Raw genomic sequence first — 23,687 nt, 5'->3', positions numbered from 1 at the left:
CTCTCTCATAATTGTTTATCTGACAGTATCTATGATTTCTAACCAGTTCTCATACTCATCATAGATATACAATAATGTATTAAATAATTTCAAAAAATCTTTTTCTTCGATTTCCTTATCCCAACGACCATGTCCCACCATATGTCTATTTGGTTCATCAAGTGTAAATCTATTCGTATCTTTGAAAAAATTATACAACCAATGCATTAGCCCTACATCACTCAACGACTTCTCGATAAATATAGTATCAATTTCTTCAACCGCTTTATACCCAACGGGTATTCTCTTACTTGAAGAAGTCCTTTCGGAAACTCTATTTAGTCCGCCATCAATCGCCAAACTGCCTAAAGTGTATGCTGCATAGAAATTTTGATTTAAATAGCACTCAACCATTGATTTTACTAAGGGTTCTGAGTAACATTCCGACTTTTGCAAGTCAATAATAAAGTCCCTATCTCTTAGTTTGTCCCTAAGTAACTCAATCCATTCTTCCTCCAAGTAATTCCATTCCTCAGCAAGTATATGCTGATAAACATTTTTATCACGAAAATAAATAACCCAACCACTTTCTGCCAAAAGTTTAACTCCAGAAATAATCTGTTTAATTTCCTCATTTGTGTATGTCGAAGGCAGTGACTTTAAAAGTTCATTGATGTTACTAAAAATCTTTGAATAATCAATCTGATAGCTAGCAATTAACTTTTTAGTGGATTCTGCAATGTTTTGAATTGCTTGCAAGTGTGTACTCGACAACATCTTATTGTACGAAGCAATTACTTCTGACATAGCATCGATAGCACTTTTATCAATTTGAATTGATGAAGTCAGACTTGCCGAAGGAGTCGTAAAATTAGCTATATTCATTAATTTAGATGCACTTAATGCATTTGAAGTCGCAATGAATCCTGAAATATTGGAAGCATTTACTGCTGATTGAAAGCTACTAAGGGTACCAGACAAAATAGAAATAGCTGCAATATTTTGTCCCAATTTGATCTTCTCAGAAAGGTTTGCTACGTTGTCTACCGCAATTTTTATAGAATCTCTTTCCACTTTCTTCGCATCATTACTATCAGTCATTTAGTCCTCCAAACAGCTTACTTATATCGTTCATTATACCACTAAAGCCACAAAAAGACTGCAACCAAGCAGTCACAGTCTCTTACAATTCTATCTCTGTTCCATCTAAAAATTTAACAGAAACATTTTCTTTTTCGATAGTGATTCCATCCAATATCTAGAATATAATTAACCCATTAAAATCCTATTTTATTCTCCAAACTAACAATTTTAGTTGTTAACTGTAGTAATATTCTAAAAAGTTATCAACTTCTGTCAGTCCATAATATTTTATTATAAAAATTTCTAGATTTTCCGTAAGAATATAAACTGCCATTCTGATTCTACTTCTCAGAGGATTCCGCTCGTACCAGCAGAGCCACACATTCAACATGATGCGTCTGCGGAAATAAGTCCACCGGCTGTACTTTCTTCAACTCATATCCTAATTCTTGATAGAGTTTGATATCACGCGCCATAGTGGCGACATTGCAGGAGATATAAGTGATTTTCTTGGGCTCCATGCTGACGCTGGCTTTGATGAAGCTCTCGGTCAGTCCTTTTCGTGGTGGATCGACTAGGATGACATCCGCTTGGATACCCTCTTTAAGCCAGTTTTGGATGGCTTCCTCAGCAGGAGCGCAGACATAGCTGGCGTTGGTAATGCCGTTGATTGCCGCATTCTTTTGGCTATTTTCGACAGCTTCTGGGATCACTTCGACACCATAGACCTGCTTGACCTGCTTGGCAACTGATAGACCGATAGTCCCGATGCCAGAGTAGGCGTCAAGCACCACATCATCTGCAGTCAGTTCAGAAAAGTCAATGGCTGTCTGATAGAGCTTTTCTGCCATTTCGGTATTAACTTGGTAAAAGGCAGGCGCAGCAATCTGGAAGTCATTTCCCAGCATCTGGTCGGTAATGTAGTTTTGGCCATAAAGCGTTCGCCAGTCTTTTCCAAAAATCGCATTGCCGGGCTGGTCGTTGATATTCTGCATGATGGATTTGATAGCTGGGAATGCTTCTGTCAAGCGCTCCATCAACTGCTCCACTCGAAAAATTTTAGGTCGGGTTGTGACCAGAATTACCATGATTTCCCCTGAATAATGGCTACGGCGAACAACTAGATTGCGAATGAGTCCTGTCTTTTCTTGCTCATCGTAAGGTTTGAGGTCAAAACGACGCAGCAAGTCGCGTGTAAATAGGATAACTTGGTCAATGACTGGGTCCTGAATATAGAAATCTTCAATCGGCAGGAGGTCATGGGAATTTTTCCGGAAAAATCCTGTTTCCAGCTGACCATTGACACGACGAACAGGCACTTGAGCCTTATTACGGTAGCCCAACGGCTGCTCCATACCAAGTGTCGGCGGCACTTCAACATCGGACAAACCAGCAATCTTATAGAGACTGTCCTTGACCTGCTTGCGTTTGAAGTCCAGTTGGGCTGGATAGTTCAGATGCCCCAAGTCGGCAATCCCCGTACGCAGATAGGCCATATCAAGATTTTCATTGCGCTGGTCTGAAGTACGGAGAAATTCCTCCACCTTGCCAAAGCCAATTTTTTTGTTGACCTTAAGCACACGCATGCGGATGAGCTCACCCGGCAGGGCATTTTCTACAAAGAAAACTAGGCCCTCTGCCTTGGCCACTCCTGCTCCCTCATGGCTCAGATCCACAATTTCAACTTCAATCACATCATTCTTTTTTAACATATTTTTCTCTTTCTGCTTTATCGCTCTGCCATTTCCCAAAAGAAAAGGCAGAACATCGTCCTACCTTTCATTATATCATATATCTTATCTGAGACCCATTTGCTGCAGTCTTTCTTTATAGGCTTCAAAGTCAATCAAGAGCCCTTGACCACCGTACATGTCATAGGTATCAACCCAGTCGCCATTTTCCGGAATCGTCAGGCGCTCAACCCCGTTGCGGGAATCTCCAGCCATAGAGAGACCATTAGTCAAAAGGAAGCTGTATGGTACATTGGTCGAAGTCAAGGCAAAGACCTTACCAAGAGCCTCTGATCCGGTAAAGAGCTTAGTCGGATCTTTGACCTGCTGGAAGACAGCTGTCAAAACTTCCTGCTGGCGACGGGTCCGGCCAAAGTCGCCCTCATCATCCTTACGGAAGCGAGCGTAGTTGAGCAAGGTCCGACCGTCCATCTGCTGCTGACCGACCTTGATTGTTTGATTAGGCACCACACCGTCCTTCATATTCAGGTCATCCGGCACTTCAACTTCTGTCACTTTCTCCCCATCAATCGTTGAGAACTGCGCATTCATGCTGACGCCATTTGGGAAAAGGGTGTCAATAGCTGTCGCAAAGGTCTGGAAATCCACCAGTGCATAATATTTGATGTCCAAATCGAAATTATCTTTGAGCATCTGGCGGACATAATCTGCACCTCGGTTGTGGTTTTGCTCCCCAATCGTATAGGCAGAATTGAGCTTTTGGTCATAGTAATCGGCCTGCGAAGGGTCCGTGTACTCATTGCTGACGCCGTCAATGTGAATAAGAGTATCACGCATAAAGCTGACCAATTTTACCTTGTGGTCCTTATTACCAACATTCAAGACCATAATAGAGTCAGTCCGCGTCTCAGTCGAGTCGTCACCAACCCGACCGTCTGTTCCGAGAATGAGGATATTCACTCCGTCCTTAGTATCCTTGCCGTCAAAGAATTCCGTTTCTGCTGGCTTAGAATTGCCAGTGTGAGCTGTCGTCAAGCCTTTGACAAACATGAAAATCATGCCGCCCAAGACCATCAGCAGGAAAATCCCTGCCCAAAGCAGAATCCGTTTCAAGCGGATTTTTTTGCGGGGTTTCTTGGGCTTGTCTTGTCCCAGACCAGCTCCTGCCAGAGCTTCCGACTCCTTCTTTTGCTTTCTGCTGCGAGAAGAACGCTCAGGGTACTTGGGCAAGAGGCCAGAAGAATCCATTTCCACAGACTCCTGCTCATAGGCGTCACTAGGCCTTTGCGGCTGCTCTTCATGGTTAGGCGCACTAGCTGAACTGCCAATCCCCTTGGACTTCTGCCGCAGATAGTCAAATTCTTTCTTTTCTTTATCGTTTAGATAGTAATAATTCTTATAGAGATAATCTAAGCGGAGCTGTTCATGATGGCTAAGATTTTCTGGTTTCTTCATCTCTTCTCCAATCTACTGCTACTTGTCCTGAATCAGAAACACACTGTAGCTACCAAAAATTTTATAAGTAATTCCAAGACTTGTCAACTCTTGATAGGCAAAATCCGCCAATTTTTTCTGCTCGTTGTCAATGTCAATAATGAAGAAATACTCTCCCAGAGCCGTTTTTAGAGGCCGACTCTCAATCTTGGTCAGATCAATCCCACGCCAAGCAAAGGTCGACAAAGCCTTATAAAGGGCACCAGGCAGATTGTCCGGCAAGGTTAAAGCCAGTGTCTGCTTGTCTCCCGTCTTAGCCAGTTCAAGCTCAGGCACCTCATGACCCAGAATCCAGAAGCGGGTATAATTTTCTTCCATTTCCTGAATGTCGCTGGCTGCTACTTTAAGCCCGTATTCTGCTGCAGCCGTGCGCGGGGCAATAGCCGCAAAATTCTTTTCAGGATGTTCTGCCACAAAACGAGCTGCATAGGCCGTACTAGCTGTCACCTCAATGGCAGCCTGCGGATAATGCTGGCGGATGTATTTTTTTCCTTGAGCAATAGCCTGCGGGTGAGAAAATATCTTCTCGATTGGCTTCTCCAAATCCGTCACCAAAAGCTGCTGCTTGATGGGCTGGACGATTTCTGCCACTGCCTGAATGTCTGCTTGATGAAAGAGATAGTCCAAGGTCTCATGGACACTGCCCTCAATGGAATTTTCCACCGGAACAACCGAGTAATCCACTTCTCTAGCCTCATAAGCCTTCATGACCTCGGTGATATTCTGATAAGGCACCAAGTCCTCGCTGGGAAAGGCAGCTTGGGCTACGTGGTGAGAAAAGGAGCCTCTGGGACCTAAAAATGCTATTTTCATTGAATTTCCTCAATAATTTCCTGGGGGCTTTTGAGCCTCGTATCGATAACCTGGGTCGCTACTTCCTCATACCAGGGCTGACGCTGCTCAAAAATCTGCTGCAAGTCTGATTTGTTCTGGTTTAAGAACAGGGGCCTCTCCTGCTCAGCATCCTGCTGAATCCGCTGATAGAGCGTTTCAAAATCTGCTTTCAGGTAGATATTGTCAGCATTCTGAGTCAGTAATTTGCGATTTTCAGGGCTGACGACTACACCGCCGCCCGTTGAGACGACCAAGTCCGTATCGATCAACTCAGCCAAGAGCTGGGCTTCTACAGTCCGAAAGGCTGCTTCACCACGCTGATCAAAGTAGTCCTTGATTGACATGCCCAGTCGCTGGCAGAGCAGTTCATCCATATCGACAAAGTCTTGGGCTAAGGCTCTGGCCACTGTAGATTTTCCGGCTCCCATGAAGCCCAGCAATATCTTAGCCATGCATCAAACCCTCCAAGTCGTTGAAGAAGTTTGGATAGCTAGTCTTAATAGCTTCAGATCGTTCAAGTTCTACCTGACCGCTTTGAGCCAACAAAGCAGCAATAGCTGTCATCATCCCAATACGATGGTCACCAAAGGTATTGACTTGAGCACCATGAAGAGGTGTTTTCCCTTCGATAATCATGCCGTCTTCCGTCGGGGTAATAGCTGAGCCCATGCTATTGAGAGCGTCTGCCACTACCTGGATCCGGTCGGTTTCTTTGACCTTGAGCTCCTCTGCATCACGAATGACAGTCCGTCCCTGAGCCTGAGTCGCCAGAAGCGCAATAATCGGCAACTCATCAATCAAGCGTGGGATAATCTCGCCGCCAATCTCCGTTCCCTTAAGCTCAGAAGTCTCAACGGTGATAGTTGCAGACTTGGCTACCGGATCGACATCTGACAGCGTCATCCGTCCGCCCATAGCCTCTATCACTTCTAGAATTCCTGTACGAGTTTCATTGATGCCGACATTCTCTAAAACAATCTTAGAGTCCGGCACAATCAATCCAGCTACCAGCCAGAAGGCCGCGCTGGAAATGTCTCCTGGAACCGTCACTTCCTGAGCAGTGAATTCCTGACCACCCTGAATGCGAATTTCCTTGCCCTCAACCTCAATTTGCCCGCCAAACTGGGCAATCATATCTTCTGTATGATTACGGGTGATTTCCTTTTCTATAATAACCGACTCTCCCTGAGCCTGCAAAGCAGCAAAAATCAAGGCCGACTTAACCTGAGCAGAAGCCACTGGCAGCTGATAATGGATAGGCTGCAGTTCCCTGCTGCCCTTCATCTTGAGCGGTGGTAAATCGCGCTCAGTCCGACCAGAAATCTCTACTCCCATCTGCCGCAGAGGAATGGTCACCCGATCCATAGGCCGCTTGGATAGACTGTCGTCACCAAACATCTCCGCTTCGAAGTCCTGACCAGCCAAAACACCAGAAATCAAACGGATAGACGTTCCAGAATTGCCCATATCCAGCTTATTTTTCGGTGCTTGCAAACCTTCAAATCCTACGCCATGAATCTTGACTAGATTTCCATCGTCCTCAATCTGCACACCTAAGTCACGAAAAACCTGCATGGTAGACAGCACATCTTCTCCTCGCAGAATGTCACGAACAGTAGTAACTCCCTTGGCCAAACTGCCAAAAATAATGGAACGGTGGCTGATAGACTTATCTCCCGGTACTCGGATACGGCCCTTCAGACCTCTTACATTGGTTGATAATTTCATAGGTGACCTCGTACTTTCCTTTGTTGCTTCTTATTTTATCATAAAAAGACCAGAAATTCTTAAAATTTCTGGAATCCTAGCTCAAGCAAAAAGAATCCGGGTATTCAGCCCAGATTCCTCTTTTTTATTAGCTTACTTAAGCAAATCCTGCACCGGATCAAAGATAATACGCTCAATGTCCGCTAAATAGATGGACAGTTGCTGCTGCTTATTGAAGAATTCAGAAAGAACAGCATTGCCCTGAATCTTCTCACCAAAGGAAGTCATCTTATCCTGTACCTCCTGAGTCGGTACCTGACCAGTATGAGCCAGCTGTTGCAACTCCTGCTGGAAAGCCAGATAATCTGTAAAAATAGCCTTCGCTTCGCTATCAGCATCTACTGCTTTCTTGCTTTCTGCAACTGCCTTGTACTCAGGCAACTCACGCAGATTTCTGCTCAGTTCATTGGCTAAATCATAAATATTTGACATAGAGTTCTCCAATCTATATTAGTCTACGGACACTAGGTAATCCGTATTTTCTCTTACTATTTTAGCAGATTTTTCCAAATCTTGGTGATTTTTAAAGGTGATTTGCAGAATACCATTTATATCTTCTCGGTTTTCCTCGTTGATACGAATATTGACAACTGAAATTCCGCGCAGAAGCTCCAGAATGCCCAAAATCGCATCTTCTTCGTCAGGCACTTCAATAAAGAGGTCATAAAAGCTGTCCACACCGGCACGTTTATGAATTTCCATCTGCTTGCGGCTTTGTCGTCCTCGGTCGAAAAACTCCCAGATAGCTGTCTCGTCCTTAGCCTCAATCGCTGCGGCAACCTTGTCTAACTGGTTTTTAAAATCTTCCAGCCGCTCCAAGATAGCTTGAGGATTTGTCAAGAGAATAGAGGTCCACATACCAGGCTCGCTCTCCGCAATCCGTGTCATATCTCGAAAACCACCGGCTGCAAAAGATTGGGTCAGCTCGTGCTCTTGGCTATAAGCTGCCGCTTGCTCCATCAGGCTGGAGGCTAGGATATGCGGAAAATGGCTGATTTGACTGGTCACTCGGTCATGCTCAGCTGCATCCACCTGGATAAAGCGGGCATGAAGACCACTTAGCAAGTCTTTCATTTCCTCAAGCGTACCAGGCTTGGTCAGGCTAGAGGGCGTGAAAATATAATAGGCATTTTCAAAGAGGGTGACATGGGCTGCCTTGGCTCCAGTCTTGTGACTTCCGGCCATCGGGTGAGCTCCGACAAAGCGGACGGGCTTATTCTGCAGATACTTTTCTGCAGCTGCCACAATCTCAGCCTTGGTCGATCCAGCATCTGAGATGATAACATTTTCCTTCAGGTCCAACTCCGCTAGATCTTTGATAAATGCTATGGTCTGCTTGATGGGCACAGCCAGAATAATCACATCAGCCAATGGAGCAAAGGCCGCAAAATCATCCGTTACCCGGTCTACCATTCCCCGCTCCAGGGCAACCTGTCTTGATTCTTCACTTCGATTATAGCCAAGAATCTCAATCTCAGGATGAGCTCGCCTGATGCCCAGAGCCAAGGATGCTCCAATCAGTCCCAGACCTGCGATATAGACTGTTTTTCTCTCCATGCCCTTCTCCTTACTTCTAAAAGTTCTTGACAAATTCCCGATGGCGGGCTACTGCATCCTTTAGTTCTTCCAGATTGTCCGAAGAAAACTTCTCCAAGACTTCGGTGGCTAAAACTGTTGCCACCACGCTTTCCATGACAACACCCGCCGCTGGCAGAGCCGTCGGATCGCTCCGCTCCACTGTCGCCTTATAAGGCTCGTGGGTCTCAATATCCACGCTCATCAGTGGCTTGTAAAGGGTTGGAATAGGCTTCATAACCCCGCGCACCACGATTGGCTGACCATTGGTCATACCACCCTCAAAGCCGCCTAGATTATTGGTTCTGCGAGTGAAGCCATCTTCCTCAGACCAGAGGATTTCATCCATGACTTGACTGCCCTTGAGACGGCCAGCTTCAAAGCCCACGCCAAACTCGACTCCCTTAAAAGCGTTGATGGACACGACTCCCTGAGCAATTTTGGCATCCAGCTTCTTGTCCCATTGGACATAGGAGCCAAGACCAATCGGCACACCACCAACGACAGTCTCAATGACACCACCGATGGTATCCCCGTCTTTCTTAATTTGATCAATGTAGGCCTTGATTTCTTCTTCGCGCTCGGGATTGACAATGGAAACCTCTGACTGGGCAGCTCTTTCTTTGATCTCTGCTACAGTTAGATTATTCGGTACATCAATATCAATGCCACCAAAGGTTACGATATGGCTGGCTACCTCCACACCGATTTCTTCCAGCAAACGCTTGGCTACTGCTCCGACTGCCACACGCATAGTCGTTTCACGCGCAGAAGAGCGCTCAAGGGAATTTCGCAAATCGTCAAAGCGGTATTTCATACCACCAACCAAGTCCGCATGGCCAGGGCGTGGTTTGGTAATCTTGCGCAGCCCTTTTTTCTTTTCATCCACATCTGCCGCGCTCATAATCTCCAGCCACTTCTGATGATCCAGATTCGTGACATTGAGGGTAATCGGGCCGCCCATGGTCAAGCCATGACGAACCCCAGACGTAATCTCGACTTGGTCGCTTTCAATCTTCATGCGGGCACCACGACCGTACCCACCCTGACGACGCTTGAGCTCAGCATTAATATAATCAGCGGTCAAAGGGAGACCAGCCGGCACTCCCTCAATAATAGCTGTCAGACGTGGTCCGTGCGATTCTCCTGCTGTTAAGTATCTCATACATTTTCTCCTATTCTGAGATGGAAAGAACTGGACATTCTGTCTATTTTTCATCTAAACTGTCCAATCGTCTTAAACTCCATCTGGCACTTATTTCTTCAGAAATTCTTTCATCTCTTCCAGCGGAATCTGGTGAATACTAGCCGAACCCAACTCAGGCACCAGTACTAGCTTGATAGAGTTGCCTCTAGCCTTCTTATCATGGGTCAGTGCCTGATAGAGAGCAACTTCATTCCAAGGCTGGTAATCCACCGGCAAGCCAAACTTCTGACACATATGGATGATGTCTTCTGTAATCCCAGCTGGCATAAGGCCTTGCTTTTCAGCGATGCGGGAAACTTGTACCATGCCAATGGCTACAGCTTCACCGTGCATGACTTTTCCATAGCCCGCTGTCGCTTCAATAGCGTGCCCAATAGTATGGCCGAAGTTCAGGTAAAGGCGAACACCATTATCCAGCTCGTCCTCGACCACAATCTTACGCTTGACATCACAGGAATGGTAAATGATGCTTTCGGCATGCTCCAAAATTGACTCTGGACTGCCATCCATTTCTGACAGCTCATCCCAGAGTTCCTTATCTTCAATCAAGCCGTACTTGACCACCTCGCCCATGCCTTCAATCAGTTCACGCTGGCCTAAAGTCTGCAAGACTTGAGGGTCAATCAGAACTCCGTCAGGCTGGGTAAAGGTGCCGACCATATTCTTGGCCCAAGGTGTATTGACACCAGTCTTACCACCGATAGAGGAGTCCACTTGGGCTGTCAGACTGGTTGGAATCTGCACAAAATGCACACCCCGCATGTAGGTTGAAGCGGCAAAGCCTGCCAAATCGCCGACAACTCCGCCACCCAAGGCCACGATACCATCGCTGCGGGTCAGACCAACCTTGACCAAAAACTCATAAACCTTGTTGACCGTCTTTAAGTTCTTGCTGGCTTCGCCCTCCAAAAAGTCAAAGACATAGGTCTCAAACCCAGCCGCTTCCAAACTCAGCTTGACCTTTTCCGCATAGAGTCTAGCCACTCGATTGTCCGTGACGATGACTACCTTTTGAGGCTGCCAAAGCTGACTCAGCCATCTTCCAGCCTGAGATAAAGACCCCTTTTCGATGAGAATATCATAGAGATGATGCGGGAGATTCACATTCAGTTTCATAAGCGCCTCCTTATTTATACAATTCTTCTAAACACTGCCAAATTTCCTGACTGGGCATGGTTTTACCAGTCCAAAGCTCAAAGGCTTCTGCTCCTTGATAAAGCAGCATACCAAGTCCATTGATTGTTGTGACATTTTGATTTCTGGCCCATTTGAGAAAGGGCGTTTCAAAAGGTTGGTAGATAACATCCGCAACTATAATCTGGCTGGGCAGCTCAAGCTGTTCAGGCAGGGGCATGCTGATGCCATCCATGCCTAGACTGGTCCCATTGACCAGAAGGTTTGATTGGTTGATTGTATCCTGCAAGCTATCCGCATCTTCCAAGGTTAGTACCTGGATAGAACTCTTGGTTTGGCGGCTAATAGCTGCTATCTTTCTGACAATCTTCTCATAGGAAGCCTGTCGAGTGAAAACAAAAATTTCCTCTGCATTGTCCAAAGCTGCTTGAGCAATAATCGCTGTCGCTGCTCCACCTGCCCCCAAAATCGTCATTTTTTTGCCCCGAATAGCAAAAGAAGGCAAGCTCTTAAAAAATCCCTTGCCATCTGTGTTATAACCAACTAAAATTCCATTTTTATTCACAACCGTATTGACCGCTCCGATAAGGCGGGAACTGACATCCAGCTCGTCCAGATAAGGTATCACTTCCTGCTTGTAGGGCATGGAAAGATTGACACCAAACATATCGTATCTGCGGATATTTTCTATACTTGCCTGCAGATCCTTTGCTTCTACTTCCCAAGCTAGATAGACACCATTGACACCGGTCTTTTCAAAAGCCATATTGTGAATAAGAGGAGAAATACTATGCTTAATTGGCTTGGCAACCACAGCAGCCATGCGGGTGTGGCCATTAATTTTCATTCAAAATCTCCTGGATTTTCTTCATATTGCTCAGAGAAATCTGACCAGGTGCTGACGCTATCTCCTGACTGGCAAAAGACCAGCTGGAACCTGTCAAATCAGCCGCAATGCGTGAAATCCTGCCGACTTTTCCCATGGAAATAGTGACAAAATCCTGCTCAGGATTTAAAGTCTTGAAACCGCGAGTATAGTTCATCAAGTCCAGCACATCCTGCTCATTATGAGCCATGACAGAAACCTTGACCACCTTAGGAGTCAGAGAAGTCAGCTCAGACAGGATTTCCATCATATTTTCAGGCGTTTCCTCAAAGTTATGGTAGCTCAGCACCAGATTAGGAAACTCTAGCATTTCTTCAAATTTCCCCTTGTGAGAGAAATATTCAAAGTCGATATAATCCGGCTGGTAAAAACCAGCCACTTCCTTGATGAGAGCTACGTATTCATCATCGGATAGTTCGATTTCTCCGCCTTCCTGACGGGTCCGTAGCGTGAAAATCAACTCACGTCCGGCAAATTTTTCAAAAATAGCTGGCGCAACATTTAAAATGTCATCCTTGGCCAGAAAATCTGCCCGCCATTCAATAATATCCGCATCTTCATAGCGTGACACATCAATTTCTTGAGCTTCTTCTAAACTCTTGGGCATTACAGAAACGACTAATTTCATTGGTCCACCTTTATTGTAAATACCTTGAGGTAATTACTGCTCCCGTCTTTTTTATTATAGACAAAGTCTGCTGGCAGGCCATACTCCGCAAGATAGCGGTGCTTTCTGCCGGCAAGGCCTTTTTCAATTTCTTGTTTAAACTTACTTTTGGAAAGATTGGCTGCATTGGTACTTAAAATCATGATTCCCTGAGGATTCAGGATTTCCAAAGCTTGTGCAACCAAACGATGATAATCTTTAGCAACTGAGAATGTCCGCTTCTTATTTCTAGCAAAGCTAGGCGGATCTATCACAATGACATCAAAACTTAGATCGTGACGCTTAGCGTACTTGAAATAATCAAAGACATCCATCACCTGAAAGCGATGCTGATCCAGTGTCAGACCATTGGCCAGAAAATGAGCCTCTGACAGCTCACGGCTACGCTTAGCCAAATCAACTGATATTGTCTGACTGGCACCGCCCATGGCTGCTGCAACTGAAAAAGCAGCTGTATAGGAAAACATATTGAGTAAACTTTTGCCAGCAGCCAGACCATCTACCAGACTAGCACGCACATCGTGCTGATCCAGAAAGATACCGGTCATGAGACCGTCATTCAGAAAAACCTGATAGCGAACACCGTTCTCCAAGACTGTGAAGGTTTCCGGCGCTTCCGCTCCGTAGAGATGGGCCGATTCATAGTCCAAACCCTTGAAACGAATCTTTTCATAAGCTCCCTGAATCTCTGGGAAAACCTTAGCGAAGGCTGTCAGAATCCGCTCCTTGATAGCAAAAACAAAGTCATTGTACCAAGAAAAAAGCGCAAAATCATTGTAGAAATCCACTGTGAAGCCCCCGAAGCCATCCCCTTCTTGATTAAAGAGTCGAAAGGCTGTCGTGTCAGACGAATGGAAATAAGTAGAACGTCTGCTCTTAGCCTGCTCAAAGAGGCCTTGAAAAAAATCCGAGTTCAGCTCTACTTTCTTCTGGGAAATCAGCCAGCCAACTCCCTTATTCTGCGGAGAGAGATAAGCTGTGCCTAAAAACTTTCCCTGACGGTTTTGGAGCTCCACACATTGATTCTGAAGCGAGAGAGCGCCAAAATCCTTTTTATCTAATAAAAGAATGCCCTTTCTCAGTTTTTCTTCTGCCTGTTGAGTAACAGTAAGTTTATTCATAAATTATATTATACCAAAGATTGTGAAAATTCTCAAAGCATATTTTACATTTGAGTTAACAAAAGATTTCACAAATGATTTTATAATACCTAGAAGGCCTACCATATAAGGAATAGTAGGTGTTCAGAAAAATTACAATTTTTCAAATTTAAAATCTTTCAAATATTGTTCAAATTTTCCTTAACTAGAGAAATTATGTTATACTTAGAGGAGAAAATTTTTAGGAAATAAGACAAGGAAGTAACTTTCTGTGAAAAAAACAACCAAGAATTTACTCCATTTTATGAGTACAAGACTAGGTTTTGTCTTGATTTTATTGTTCCTCTATTGGTTAAAAACCATGTGGGCGTATACAATTGATTTTAACCTTGATATTCAGGGTGCCTATCAAGTATTTTTAGCGATTATCAGTCCAATTCCAATTGCTCTTCTCTTACTTGGTTTCGCCCTCTATTTTAAAAATACAAAATTATTTTATTTTTTTGCCTTTTTCATCTATCTGCTCCTCTTTGCTTGGCTGGTATCTAACTCCATTTACTACCGCGAGTTCAGTGACTTTGTTACAGTCAATACTATGCTGGCTTCTAGCAGCGTTTCAGCTGGACTTGGGGAAGCAGCACTGGAGCTCTTCCGCCCTTGGGATATTCTTTATCTGATTGATTTCCCGATTTTGGCCTTCTTATTCTTTAAGAAATACATCCGAATGGATGACCGGCCTTTCAATAAACGCGCCAGCTTTGCTGTGACCTCCCTGTCTGCCATGCTGTTCTCTGCCAACTTATTCTTGGCTGAAATTGACCGGCCTGAGCTCTTGTCACGTGGATTTTCCAACTATTATGTCGTTCGGGCTCTGGGCTTACCAGCCTTTCTAGGTTACAGTGCTAACCAGACATATACCGCCAATCGTGAGCGCTCCAAAGCTTCTGAAAAAGACTTGGAACCAGTAACAGAATATATCCAATCCCATTATGCGGAACCAAATCCAGAATATTACGGGATTGCCAAAGGCCGCAATGTTATCTATGTCCATCTGGAAAGCTTCCAGCAGTTCCTGATTGACTATAAGCTGCAGGCAGATGGGAAAGAGTACGAGGTGACACCTTTCCTTAATTCCCTCTACCACTCCAATTCGACTCTGGCTTTCTCTAATGTCTTCAACCAGGTCAAGGCTGGTAAGACTTCTGATGCTGAAACCATGATTGAAACTGGACTCTTCGGTCTCAATCAAGGATCCTTCATGGTCAACTACGGTGGTACTAATACCCAGCAAGCTGCACCCTTTATTCTTTCCAAAAACGGCGGCTACACTTCCGCTGTTTTCCACGGAAACACTGGAAGCTTCTGGAACCGTAATACAGCTTACAAGCAATGGGGTTATAACTATTTCTTCGATGCGTCATACTTTACCAAGCAGGACGATACCAACTCCTTCCAGTATGGTTTGAACGACAAGATTATGCTGAAAGATTCCATCAAATATCTGGAACACCTGCAGCAGCCTTTCTATGCCAAGTATATCACGGTTTCCAATCACTATCCTTACACGACTAGCTTGATTGGTGACGAGATTGGCTTCCCTCTGGCCAAGACCAAGGATGAGACCATCAACGGTTACTTTGCTACTGCTAACTATCTAGATTCTTCTGTCAAGGCCTTGTTTGACTATCTCAAAGAATCCGGCCTCTATGACAACTCTATTATCGTTCTCTATGGAGACCATTTTGGAATTTCCCAAACCCGTAATCCTAACTTGGCCCCTCTTGTAGGCAAGACTTCTGAGACTTGGTCCAACTACGACAATGCCATGATGCAGCGCGTGCCATACATGGTAGTGGTGCCTGGCATGGACAAGGGAAAGATAATTGATACCTACGCCGGTCAAGTGGATATGCTGCCAACATTGGAGCATTTGCTGGGCATTGACTCTAAAAACTACCTTCAGGTCGGCCAAGATATGCTATCAAGTCAGCACCAGCAAATCACAGCTTTCCGCTCCAGCAATAACTTTGTCACTCCAAAATACACTAGCTTCAACGGACGGACCTACTACACCCAGACCGGTGAAGAAATTACCAATCCAGATGAAACCATCAAGAAAGAACTGGATGAGATTCGCAATGCCGCCAATACTCAGCTGAAGATGAGTGACGCTATTCAGACCGGCGACTTGATTCGCTTCTACAAGGGAAATGACTTAGGCAAGGTCAACCCTAAAGATTACTCTTATCTTAATTCAATGAAGGCCTTGTTGGCTATTGAAAAAGAAAAAGGAGACCAATCGACCAGCCTTTACTCTAAGCGAGGCAATGTCTCCACTGTGGACCTCTTTAATTCGCCAAGCTACCGGGCACTGCATCCAGAGCAGTTCCAAACTAGCAGCAGCGACGAAGATAGTAGTCAAGAAGACTCGAGCTCTTCCAGCTCTAGCTCCACAGCCAATCCATAGATAGCAAGAGCCTTAAGTCCAATGGACTTAAGGCTCTTCAGGCTCTATAATTTCTGCAGTGGGTAACACCACTGTAGGAATGATGGAGCCTCTTTTGTTGTAGAAAAAAGTCCCATAAGCCCTATAATGAAAAGCGATGAAACTATCATTAGAAAGACTCTTATGGAACAGTTAAATTTTATCACAAACTTATTGGGAATAAAAGACCAGAATATCACTATCTTGGATGTTCTAGATGCTGGTACACATAAAGAAATCATCGCTAAGCTAGATTATCTAGCTCCTGAATGCCCTCACTGTCAAGGACAAATGGCTAAATATGACTTCCAGAAAGAATCAAAAATTCCCTATTTAGAGTGTGCGGGTTACAAGACTCTCGTTCGATTGAGAAAGCGCCGTTTCCGCTGTAAAGTCTGTAGGAAAATGGCTGTCGCAGAGACTTCCTTAGTCAAGAAGAAGCACCAAATCGCAACCATCGTCAAGCAGAAAATCGCTCAAAAACTAATCGAGAAAGTCCCTATGACGGCCATCGCTGAAAGCTTAGATGTCTCTACTTCCACCGTCATTCGTAAATTGAAAGAATTCAAGTTCAAGACTGACCTTAACTACCTTCCAGAATACATGAGCTGGGATGTGGAAACAGTCAGGTAAGTGACTGTTTCAATCGGCAGATAGAGATGAACTTCATTGCACAGGATTTTGATTCCAGAAAGATCATAGCTATCTTAGATGGACGGACCCAAGCAACGATTCGCAATTATTTCCTTCGTTATTCTAGACAGGTCCGAAACGGAGTGAAAGTCATTACCATGGACATGTTTAGTCCCTACTACGATATTGCCAGAAAACTATTTCCAAACGCTAAAATCGTTCTGGATCGTTTTCACATTGTACAACATCTCAGCCGGGCTATGAACCGCCTTCGCATCCAAATCATGAATCAGTTGGATAAAAAATCGCACAAATATAAGGCACTCAAACGCTACTGGAAACTGCTCCAACAAGATAGTCGAAAACTAAGTCATAAACGCTTTTATCGTCCAACTTTTCGGTTGCATTTGACCAACAAAGAGATTCTGGAAAAGCTTCTCTCTTACTCTCAAGCACTCCGAGAACACTATGAACTCTACCAACTCTTACTGTTTCATTTTCAAGAGCAACAGGCTGACCATTTCTTTGGACTCATTGAAGATACCATTTCTTGTGTAAATTCTATTTTTCAAACTGTTTTTAAGACCTTTTTGAAAGATAAGGACAAGATCCTGAACGCACTGGAACTGCCCTACTCAAATGCAAAACTAGAAGCTACTAACAACCTCATCAAAGTCATCAAGCGAAATGCTTTCGGATTTCGGAACTTTGAAAACTTTAAAACTAGAATCCTCATCGCTTTGAATATCAAAAAGGAGAGGACTAAATCAGTCCTCTCCAGATTATAACTTTTCATCAACCCACTACAGTTGACAAAGAGCCCGAAAAAAAGGGATAAGTTGCAGATAAGTGAAAACCTCTAAAGTTGGAAAACTTTAGAGGTTCATGCTAAGGTTGAAAATGCTGGTGCAAGATAGCAAAGTAGTCTTCTGGATTGTGGAGAAATGGGAAGTGGCCGCTGTTTTTAATGGTGAACACCTGAGCGCTGGGACAGCGGCTGATGACAAAGTGCATGCTAGCACCAAAAATATCATTGTCACCGAAAGTCACGGTAATAGGAAAAGCAGGATCTTCTAGTCGGGGCAAGAGAGGATAGGCCATAATTTCCTTTCTTGTCTGATTGCCTGCTTGGACTGAAACATTGCTCATGTCTAGTTTCACATCATGAAAGGCTGGATAGTCGGCATTGTAATTACGGACAACTTGGCGAAAGAGAGCTTGCGAAGCGTTGGAACTACCAAGATTGCCGAGCAGAGAATAGATTTCCATTTTTAGCCATTCGATAGTCGTGCAGTGATTTTTATTGTAATTCATCATCTCTTTTTCCATTTGCTGCCACTGCTTGCTCGTGCCTGTTCCCGGAGAGGAAAGAAAGAGACTAAGAACCCGCTCAGGGATTTTGCTGGCGTAGATTTGCGCGTACAATCCGCCCCAGGAATGTCCCAAAAGGTGAAATTTATCTACATTGAAGTGGTCGGCAATCGTGTTGATGTCCGCAATGTAGGCTTCCATGCTGTAGTCGCCACTCAGGCAGGGCGATTTTCTCGTTCCCCGCTGGTGAAAGACAATCAGTTGATAATCTTTTTCGAGCTTAGGGATAAAGAGCTTGAAGTCATCAGGCGTTCCCGGTCCACCGTGCAGCAGGATAATCGTTTCCTTGTCAGGATTGGGATAGCAAACGGTGTAGAGTTGGTCGGATCCGTTTTGAATCATTGTTTCGATTTTTTGAGAATGGGTCATAGCTTTCCTTTCTATTAAAGTGCCCACCATTGGTAGAGGCTCCAGTAGAGGATATTGAGAACGACGATAAGTGAAGCGCTGCTGGTCAAGTAGGTCAAGATTTTTCGACCCTTGCTCACTTGGAAGGTTGAGCGCAGGAAGATGGGCAGCGCAGCATTGACCAGAAAAATCAGTGCTAAGAAGGCAAAGAGAATGGCTTGCCAGCGATAATCGGGCATGTACTTGCCCGAAACGGCAACGATGACGAGACCTGCTAGATTGACTAGGCTAACCAAAATCAGTCCGCAAGTGCCATAATGCCAAATTTTCCAACTTCTTGGAGTCGCTCTTTTACTTTCTTTCCCAAAAAGCAAGCGATACACCTTACCCAAAGCAGCTAACAAAAGAACAAGCACAGCATAAACAACTGCGAGACCCAGCAGAGCGACAGAACCATAATCCTTTACCACCTCCCAAAGCGAGAGCTTTTCTAAATGATTATAGGTTGTTTCAACTTCTGTTCGTCCTTGGCGATGTTGCCAAAGCCAGTAGTTGCTGAGTAGCAGATGACCGTCTTTGATCACATCTTTCACATAAAAAGTATAAACAGGAGTAAGGCGCGAAATAGAGGTCGGGCCTTGCTGAATGGAGCGGGAAGTCCGATACATGCCCTCCTGAAAGTCTTTTTGAGACTGGTTAGGGGCTTGCTTTTTCTTGCCAAAGACTAAATCGGGCAGACCGAAAGAAAAGGTGGCTTCTTCTCTCTGATTTACCATGGTAACCATGCCGATACCCGACTTGAAATCCAGCGAAATCATGGTTGAAAAACCGGCAAAAGAATGACCGCCGTGCCCTAAAATAGAGCCTATCTCATACTCTGTCACCCAAAAGCCGTGGGCATTCTTAGCGACTGCTTTATCTGAGAATGTAGAAGTTGTCTGATACAGTTCATTCCAGGTTTCTGGGCGCTTAAAGAGCTTTTCCTTTCTCAAAAGAGCTTGCGCGAACCGCTTGAAATCGGCAAAAGTCCCTGTCGCCTGCCCCGCTGGATAAATATCCGCGGGAAGCAATTTATCTAGATATAAACTTCCGATTGTATCATAGGTTTTCTCACCCTGCCGCTTGTCTCGGACATAGGTATTGTCCGACAAATCAGGTAAGAGAGCGGTATGGTTCATGCCCAAAGGCTGGAAAATATGCTCGTGGACATAATCCGCAAAGTCCTGTCCGCTGATGCGCTCCACGATATAGCCTGCTAGAGCTGTACTGTAATTGGAATAGGATGTCACCGTCCCTGGCTCATAAGTTTGAGCGGGCTGGCTTTTTAGTAATTCTTCCAAGCTCTTGCCTGTTCCTGTGTTCAGCGGCGTTTCATCAAAACCCGCTTGGTGGTTCATCAGATCCAGCATGGTAATGGGCTTGTCGTATTTGAGGTGTTTCAGGAAATCCTTGGGCAAATACTCTTTTATATCTGTTTTTAGGTCAATTTTTCCTTCTTCCCAAAGCTGCATGACGCTGAGCCAGACGGTCAATTTGGTGGCAGAGCCCCACTCAAAAACCGAGTTGTCGTCCACAGCCAGCTTCTTTTCCTTGTCCATATAGCCAAAGTTCTTTTGGTAAATGGTTTGGCCGTCCTTATCAAAGACTGCTGCCGCCAGTCCCGCGCTGGTTTTTTCGTGTTCCTTGTGGAAATTTTCAATTTTCTGACCGATTTGGTCATAAGGCGTGCCCGACGGCAATTTTTGCTGGTCAGCTCGAACTTGCGCTGCTCCAAAAGCCAGCAAGCCACATGTTACCAGCGCCACAGCGCTTTTCAAAAATGATGGTTTCATGATATCCTCCTTAAGATGTATTTTCCCCTTTGCACCCTTATCCTAACAAATGGACAATAGCAAATCTACCCCTTTTCGGTAAGTGGTAAGATTTCCTAAGTAAGTGGTAGAAAAAGTAGCTCTATAATTTCTGTAGTGGGTAAAACCGCTGTAGGAATGAGCGAAATGCTTTTGGATTTCGGAACTTTGACAATTTTAAAACTAGAATCCTCATCGCTTTGAATATCAAAAAGGAGAGGACTGATTTAGTCCTCTCCAGATTATAACTTTTCATCAACCTACTACGGTTGACAAAGAGCCGCTTTTCATGTAGCTAATAACTTATTGAATAACTTCAAAAACAGAAACCGTCAGATTTTCAACATAGAAAGGCTTCTTATGACGGCTATTGCCAACTACAAGGCACAGCTTATCTGCATTAGGCAGATAGTAAGGCAGGCCGCTGGCATTAAAAATGACTTGATAGTGCTTGTCATCCTTGATTTCAAAGATAATCAAGCCACTGCCCTGCTCTGCTGATTGGACAAAGACATGCTTATAAATGTCTTCATAGGTCTGATAAGAAAAGGCCTTGCAGCTTGTCTTGAGGCGAATGATGTCCTTGATAAAATCAATACTCTCTTGATGGTCCTGCAAAATATCCCAATTCAGCTGATTGACTGCATCTGGCGCATTGTAGCTGTTCATAGCCCTTTCGCGATCGCTATGCAGGACTTGGCCGTCCTCCCCCGTAGCTACGAGCTTGGTACGAGAAAATTCCTGTCCAACCTCCATGAAAGCCATACCTTGCATGAGTAGGTTCATGGCAGTTGCCAGCTCAATCCGCTTGGTGCGAGTCAGAACATCATCATCAGGATGCAGCTCCGCAAGCAAATCATGCAGATTGAAATTATCGTGTGCCTCAACGTAGTTAAGGACTTGATCAGGACTGAGATAGCTGCCTAGCTCACTGCTGCCAAGGATAGACTTAGCGACGATATCCTCCGTCGCCTGACCACTGACAAAACCAGCCTTGATGCCACCGTAAACCTCTGCTCCTTTGACCGCATCCCGCTCTGTATCATTGAAAAATCCAATCCGCGGCAACTGATAAGCATTGTCCTTCTTGGCCTTGTCTTCTGGTCTCAGGCCCGTTCCCATATCCCAGCCTTCTCCATAGAGCAGGATTCGCGGATCCACCTCATCCATAGCTTGACGAATGGCATTCATCGTTTCCACATCATGAATTCCCATCAGGTCGAAGCGGAAGCCATCTACATTAAACTCCTCTACCCAATACAGAAGAGAGTCAATCATAAACTTGCGGAACATCTCATGTTCGCTGGCTGTCTCACTCCCCACTCCAGTTCCGTTTTGGAAAGAGCCATTAGGATTCATCCGATAGTAATAATCCGGTACTGTAGCCTGAAAAGCAGAATCATAGGTCGAGTAGATGTGATTGTAAACAACATCCAGTGTCACAGAAATCCCCGCATCATGGTAGGCCTGAATCATCGTTTTCAAATCGCGAATAGCCTGCGCTGGGTCAGCAGGATTGCTGGAAAAGCTAGTCTCTGGAGCATGATAATTCTGCGGGTCATAGCCCCAGTTGTAGATTAGCTCTCCATTTTCATCATAGTCCTTGTGACGGTCAGACACGGGCTGAAGCTGGACAACATTAACGCCTAAATCACTGATATAGTCAAAGCCTGTCTTTTGCCCTTGATGATTGGTAGTGCCTTTTTGACAGGCTCCCAAGAAGGTCCCGCGCAGCTGACTATCCACGCCAGAAGTTTCCGACTTGGTCAAATCACGAATGTGCATCTCATAAATCACTGCTTGATTTGGATTATCCAAGCGCCAGAAAGCTTCTTTGCCTTGTCGGACCTGAAAACCAGCTACCTCTGTCTCATCCGCTCCAAGAATCGCTGAGCGTTTGCCATCTGGACTGGTCGCAACAGTATAGGGATCTCGAGTATAAAAATTGCGGTATTCAAAGCTAACATGGTAGTGATAAGTTTTGCCGGTCAAGTCTTCTGCTATTTCAACTGACCAGACACCGATGGTATTTTCCTTATGGTCGTGGGAATATCGGTCACCTTTTTGCATTCGGAAGATTTCATAAACAGAAGCTTGATTGTCAGCTGATTCATAGACTACCAGCTCTACCTTCCTAGCTGTCGGTGCCCAAACTTTGAAAGTATGTTTGCCGTCCGCCTGACGGTGTCCCAACCAGCCTTGATAGCCCCAGCATTCATCAAAATAGTCTGTTCTTAGAGCCATATCAAAGTTATGCGGACGCCGGCGTGAATACTGGTGACTCGTCGTTGCAGCCTGCAGGGAATAATAAACCTGCGTATCTCCCTCAATCAGCCAAATTTCCGTAACCAGATGAGGAGGTAACAGATCAATATGATAGTCACAGGACTGGCTAGACCAGTCTGAACGTTTGATAATCACATGAGCATGATCTAAGGGCTCCCAGGTTTGAAATGATAATTCCCCCTGAATACCAAAATAATCAAGTTTGGAAAAGGCTGCTTCCTTTCCCCATTGGTTTATTTGCCACTGCCACATATCATAGGAGAAATAATCTCCAGTAGGATTGTGGTAATGGACTAAGACTTTATAGTCTAGCATGTTCTTTCATCTCTTATCTAAAATTATTCTATTGAAAGGGCAGTCTGACTGATTTCATCAATATTGGCAAAAAATTCCAAATGGCCGTGCAGCACTTCCAGTTCAACAGGCGTATCACCGCCGTATTCTCCATCCAAATTCAGCATAAATGGACCTTTTTTATCTAAAACTTCCAGCTGCAGCTTGCTTGTTTTGAGGTATTCTACATTGATATCTCCAACGTGCTGACCGCCATTGATAGCCTGCATCATCAGACTCAGCATATCAAAGAGATTGGCTGTCTTGACCAAAATCAAGGTAAAATTCCCGTCATCTAATTTAGTATCTGGCGCTAGCTTTTCAAAACCACCAATGGAGTTGGTCAGAGCCGCAAACATGAGCGAAATCTTCCCTTCAAAGACACCGTGGTCGTGCATGATACGAACCTTGCGGAACTTAGAGCGAGGGAGCTTTTTTGCTCCTTCTGCAACATAGGCAAAGTAGCCTAGGCGGGATTTGACCTCGCTAGGAACGCTGTAAGTTAGCTCTGTCAGGGTTCCAGCTGCTGCAATATTAATAAAATACTTGTTACCATAGGCCCGGCCAATATCCATCTTAATGGTCTGGTTCTTTTCAATAATACGGGCTGCCGCTACTGGATCTCCCATGGGAATCTTCAGAGCACGCGCATAATCGTTGGTTGTACCAGTTGGAATAAAGGCCAATTTAGGCCGTTCATCCAGATTCGCCACACCATTAACTACCTCATTGATGGTACCGTCGCCGCCTGCCGCAATAATCAAATCAAATCCTGCTTTTGCTGCTCTTTCAGCTTCTTTTTGAGCAGAAAGAGGCGCTGGAGTGGTTTGGTAGGCGCTGGTTTCATAGCCCACATCCTCCAAAACATCCAGAACTTCCGCTATATTTTTCTTAATAATTTCCTGTCCCGAAGTCGGGTTATAAATCAATCGTGCTCGTTTAATCTTATCCTTCATACTTCAGC

General features: G+C 44.8%; 18 protein-coding genes and 1 pseudogene. 2 read left to right on the top strand and 17 right to left on the bottom strand.

Annotation, left to right across the window (positions count from 1 at the left end; all coding sequences use genetic code 11):
• Positions 1-15: 15 nt before the first annotated feature.
• The 13 genes from AX677_RS01385 to AX677_RS01325 all read right to left on the bottom strand — a co-directional run bounded on the left by AX677_RS01385 (position 16) and on the right by AX677_RS01325 (position 13,438).
• Positions 16-1,080: a hypothetical protein gene (locus tag AX677_RS01385; RefSeq protein WP_060975896.1), complete on the bottom strand. Its 1,065-nt coding sequence runs from the start codon at positions 1,078-1,080 to the stop codon at positions 16-18.
• A 323-nt stretch (positions 1,081-1,403) separates the two neighbouring features.
• Positions 1,404-2,774 carry a 23S rRNA (uracil(1939)-C(5))-methyltransferase RlmD gene (gene rlmD / locus AX677_RS01380; protein WP_082730177.1) on the bottom strand — a complete coding sequence of 457 codons (1,371 nt, stop codon included), beginning with the start codon at positions 2,772-2,774 and terminating at the stop codon, positions 1,404-1,406.
• A gap of 84 nt (positions 2,775-2,858) precedes the next feature.
• Entirely contained in the window at positions 2,859-4,208 is a 1,350-nt protein-coding gene (locus AX677_RS01375) for an LCP family protein (RefSeq protein WP_060975894.1), read from the bottom strand.
• A gap of 18 nt (positions 4,209-4,226) precedes the next feature.
• Positions 4,227-5,060 carry a prephenate dehydratase gene (gene pheA, locus AX677_RS01370; protein ID WP_060975893.1) on the bottom strand — a complete coding sequence of 278 codons (834 nt, stop codon included), beginning with the start codon at positions 5,058-5,060 and terminating at the stop codon, positions 4,227-4,229.
• Positions 5,057-5,533: a shikimate kinase gene (locus AX677_RS01365; protein WP_060975892.1), complete on the bottom strand. Its 477-nt coding sequence runs from the start codon at positions 5,531-5,533 to the stop codon at positions 5,057-5,059. Before AX677_RS01365 ends, pheA begins: the two co-directional genes overlap by 4 nt.
• Positions 5,526-6,809, bottom strand: coding sequence for a 3-phosphoshikimate 1-carboxyvinyltransferase (aroA, locus tag AX677_RS01360; RefSeq protein WP_060975891.1), 1,284 nt, complete (start codon positions 6,807-6,809; stop codon positions 5,526-5,528). Before aroA ends, AX677_RS01365 begins: the two co-directional genes overlap by 8 nt.
• Before the next feature lie 132 nt (positions 6,810-6,941).
• Entirely contained in the window at positions 6,942-7,280 is a 339-nt protein-coding gene (locus tag AX677_RS01355; protein ID WP_060975890.1) for a YlbF/YmcA family competence regulator, read from the bottom strand.
• 18 nt (positions 7,281-7,298) lie between these two features.
• Positions 7,299-8,405, bottom strand: coding sequence for a prephenate dehydrogenase (locus AX677_RS01350; protein WP_060975889.1), 1,107 nt, complete (start codon positions 8,403-8,405; stop codon positions 7,299-7,301).
• Between the two features lie 16 nt (positions 8,406-8,421).
• A complete protein-coding gene (aroC, locus tag AX677_RS01345; RefSeq protein ID WP_060975888.1) occupies positions 8,422-9,588 on the bottom strand; it encodes a chorismate synthase in 1,167 nt (388 codons plus the stop codon).
• Between the two features lie 90 nt (positions 9,589-9,678).
• Positions 9,679-10,746: a 3-dehydroquinate synthase gene (gene aroB / locus AX677_RS01340; RefSeq protein WP_060975887.1), complete on the bottom strand. Its 1,068-nt coding sequence runs from the start codon at positions 10,744-10,746 to the stop codon at positions 9,679-9,681.
• A gap of 10 nt (positions 10,747-10,756) precedes the next feature.
• A complete protein-coding gene (locus AX677_RS01335) occupies positions 10,757-11,611 on the bottom strand; it encodes a shikimate dehydrogenase (protein ID WP_060975886.1) in 855 nt (284 codons plus the stop codon).
• Complete coding sequence (gene aroD / locus AX677_RS01330) at positions 11,601-12,278, bottom strand: type I 3-dehydroquinate dehydratase (RefSeq protein WP_060975885.1); 678 nt, start codon at positions 12,276-12,278, stop codon at positions 11,601-11,603. The genes AX677_RS01335 and aroD overlap by 11 nt, the downstream gene beginning before the upstream one ends.
• Entirely contained in the window at positions 12,275-13,438 is a 1,164-nt protein-coding gene (locus tag AX677_RS01325; protein WP_060975884.1) for a class I SAM-dependent rRNA methyltransferase, read from the bottom strand. The genes aroD and AX677_RS01325 overlap by 4 nt, the downstream gene beginning before the upstream one ends.
• Before the next feature lie 250 nt (positions 13,439-13,688).
• Here AX677_RS01325 and AX677_RS01320 point away from each other — a divergent pair, with 250 nt between their 5' ends.
• Both AX677_RS01320 and AX677_RS01315 read left to right on the top strand, forming a co-directional pair.
• Complete coding sequence (locus AX677_RS01320) at positions 13,689-15,884, top strand: LTA synthase family protein (RefSeq protein WP_060975883.1); 2,196 nt, start codon at positions 13,689-13,691, stop codon at positions 15,882-15,884.
• A 162-nt stretch (positions 15,885-16,046) separates the two neighbouring features.
• A pseudogene (locus AX677_RS01315) lies at positions 16,047-17,323 on the top strand (ISL3 family transposase).
• 100 nt (positions 17,324-17,423) lie between these two features.
• Here the strand turns inward: AX677_RS01315 and AX677_RS01310 are convergent.
• The 4 genes from AX677_RS01310 to AX677_RS01295 all read right to left on the bottom strand — a co-directional run bounded on the left by AX677_RS01310 (position 17,424) and on the right by AX677_RS01295 (position 23,679).
• A complete protein-coding gene (locus AX677_RS01310) occupies positions 17,424-18,305 on the bottom strand; it encodes an alpha/beta fold hydrolase (protein WP_060975882.1) in 882 nt (293 codons plus the stop codon).
• Positions 18,290-20,086 (bottom strand): serine hydrolase, encoded by a 1,797-nt coding sequence (locus AX677_RS01305; protein WP_060975881.1) that lies wholly within the window; start codon positions 20,084-20,086, stop codon positions 18,290-18,292. The genes AX677_RS01310 and AX677_RS01305 overlap by 16 nt, the downstream gene beginning before the upstream one ends.
• 321 nt (positions 20,087-20,407) lie before the next feature.
• Entirely contained in the window at positions 20,408-22,705 is a 2,298-nt protein-coding gene (pulA, locus tag AX677_RS01300; protein ID WP_060975880.1) for a type I pullulanase, read from the bottom strand.
• Between the two features lie 23 nt (positions 22,706-22,728).
• Positions 22,729-23,679 (bottom strand): diacylglycerol kinase family lipid kinase, encoded by a 951-nt coding sequence (locus tag AX677_RS01295; RefSeq protein WP_060975879.1) that lies wholly within the window; start codon positions 23,677-23,679, stop codon positions 22,729-22,731.
• Positions 23,680-23,687 lie beyond the last annotated feature (8 nt).

Source organism: Streptococcus sp. CCH8-C6 (genome assembly GCF_001557225.1).
In the GTDB taxonomy this organism is placed as follows: domain Bacteria; phylum Bacillota; class Bacilli; order Lactobacillales; family Streptococcaceae; genus Streptococcus; species Streptococcus sanguinis_C.
This window is presented reverse-complemented; position numbering and strand designations above follow the sequence as displayed.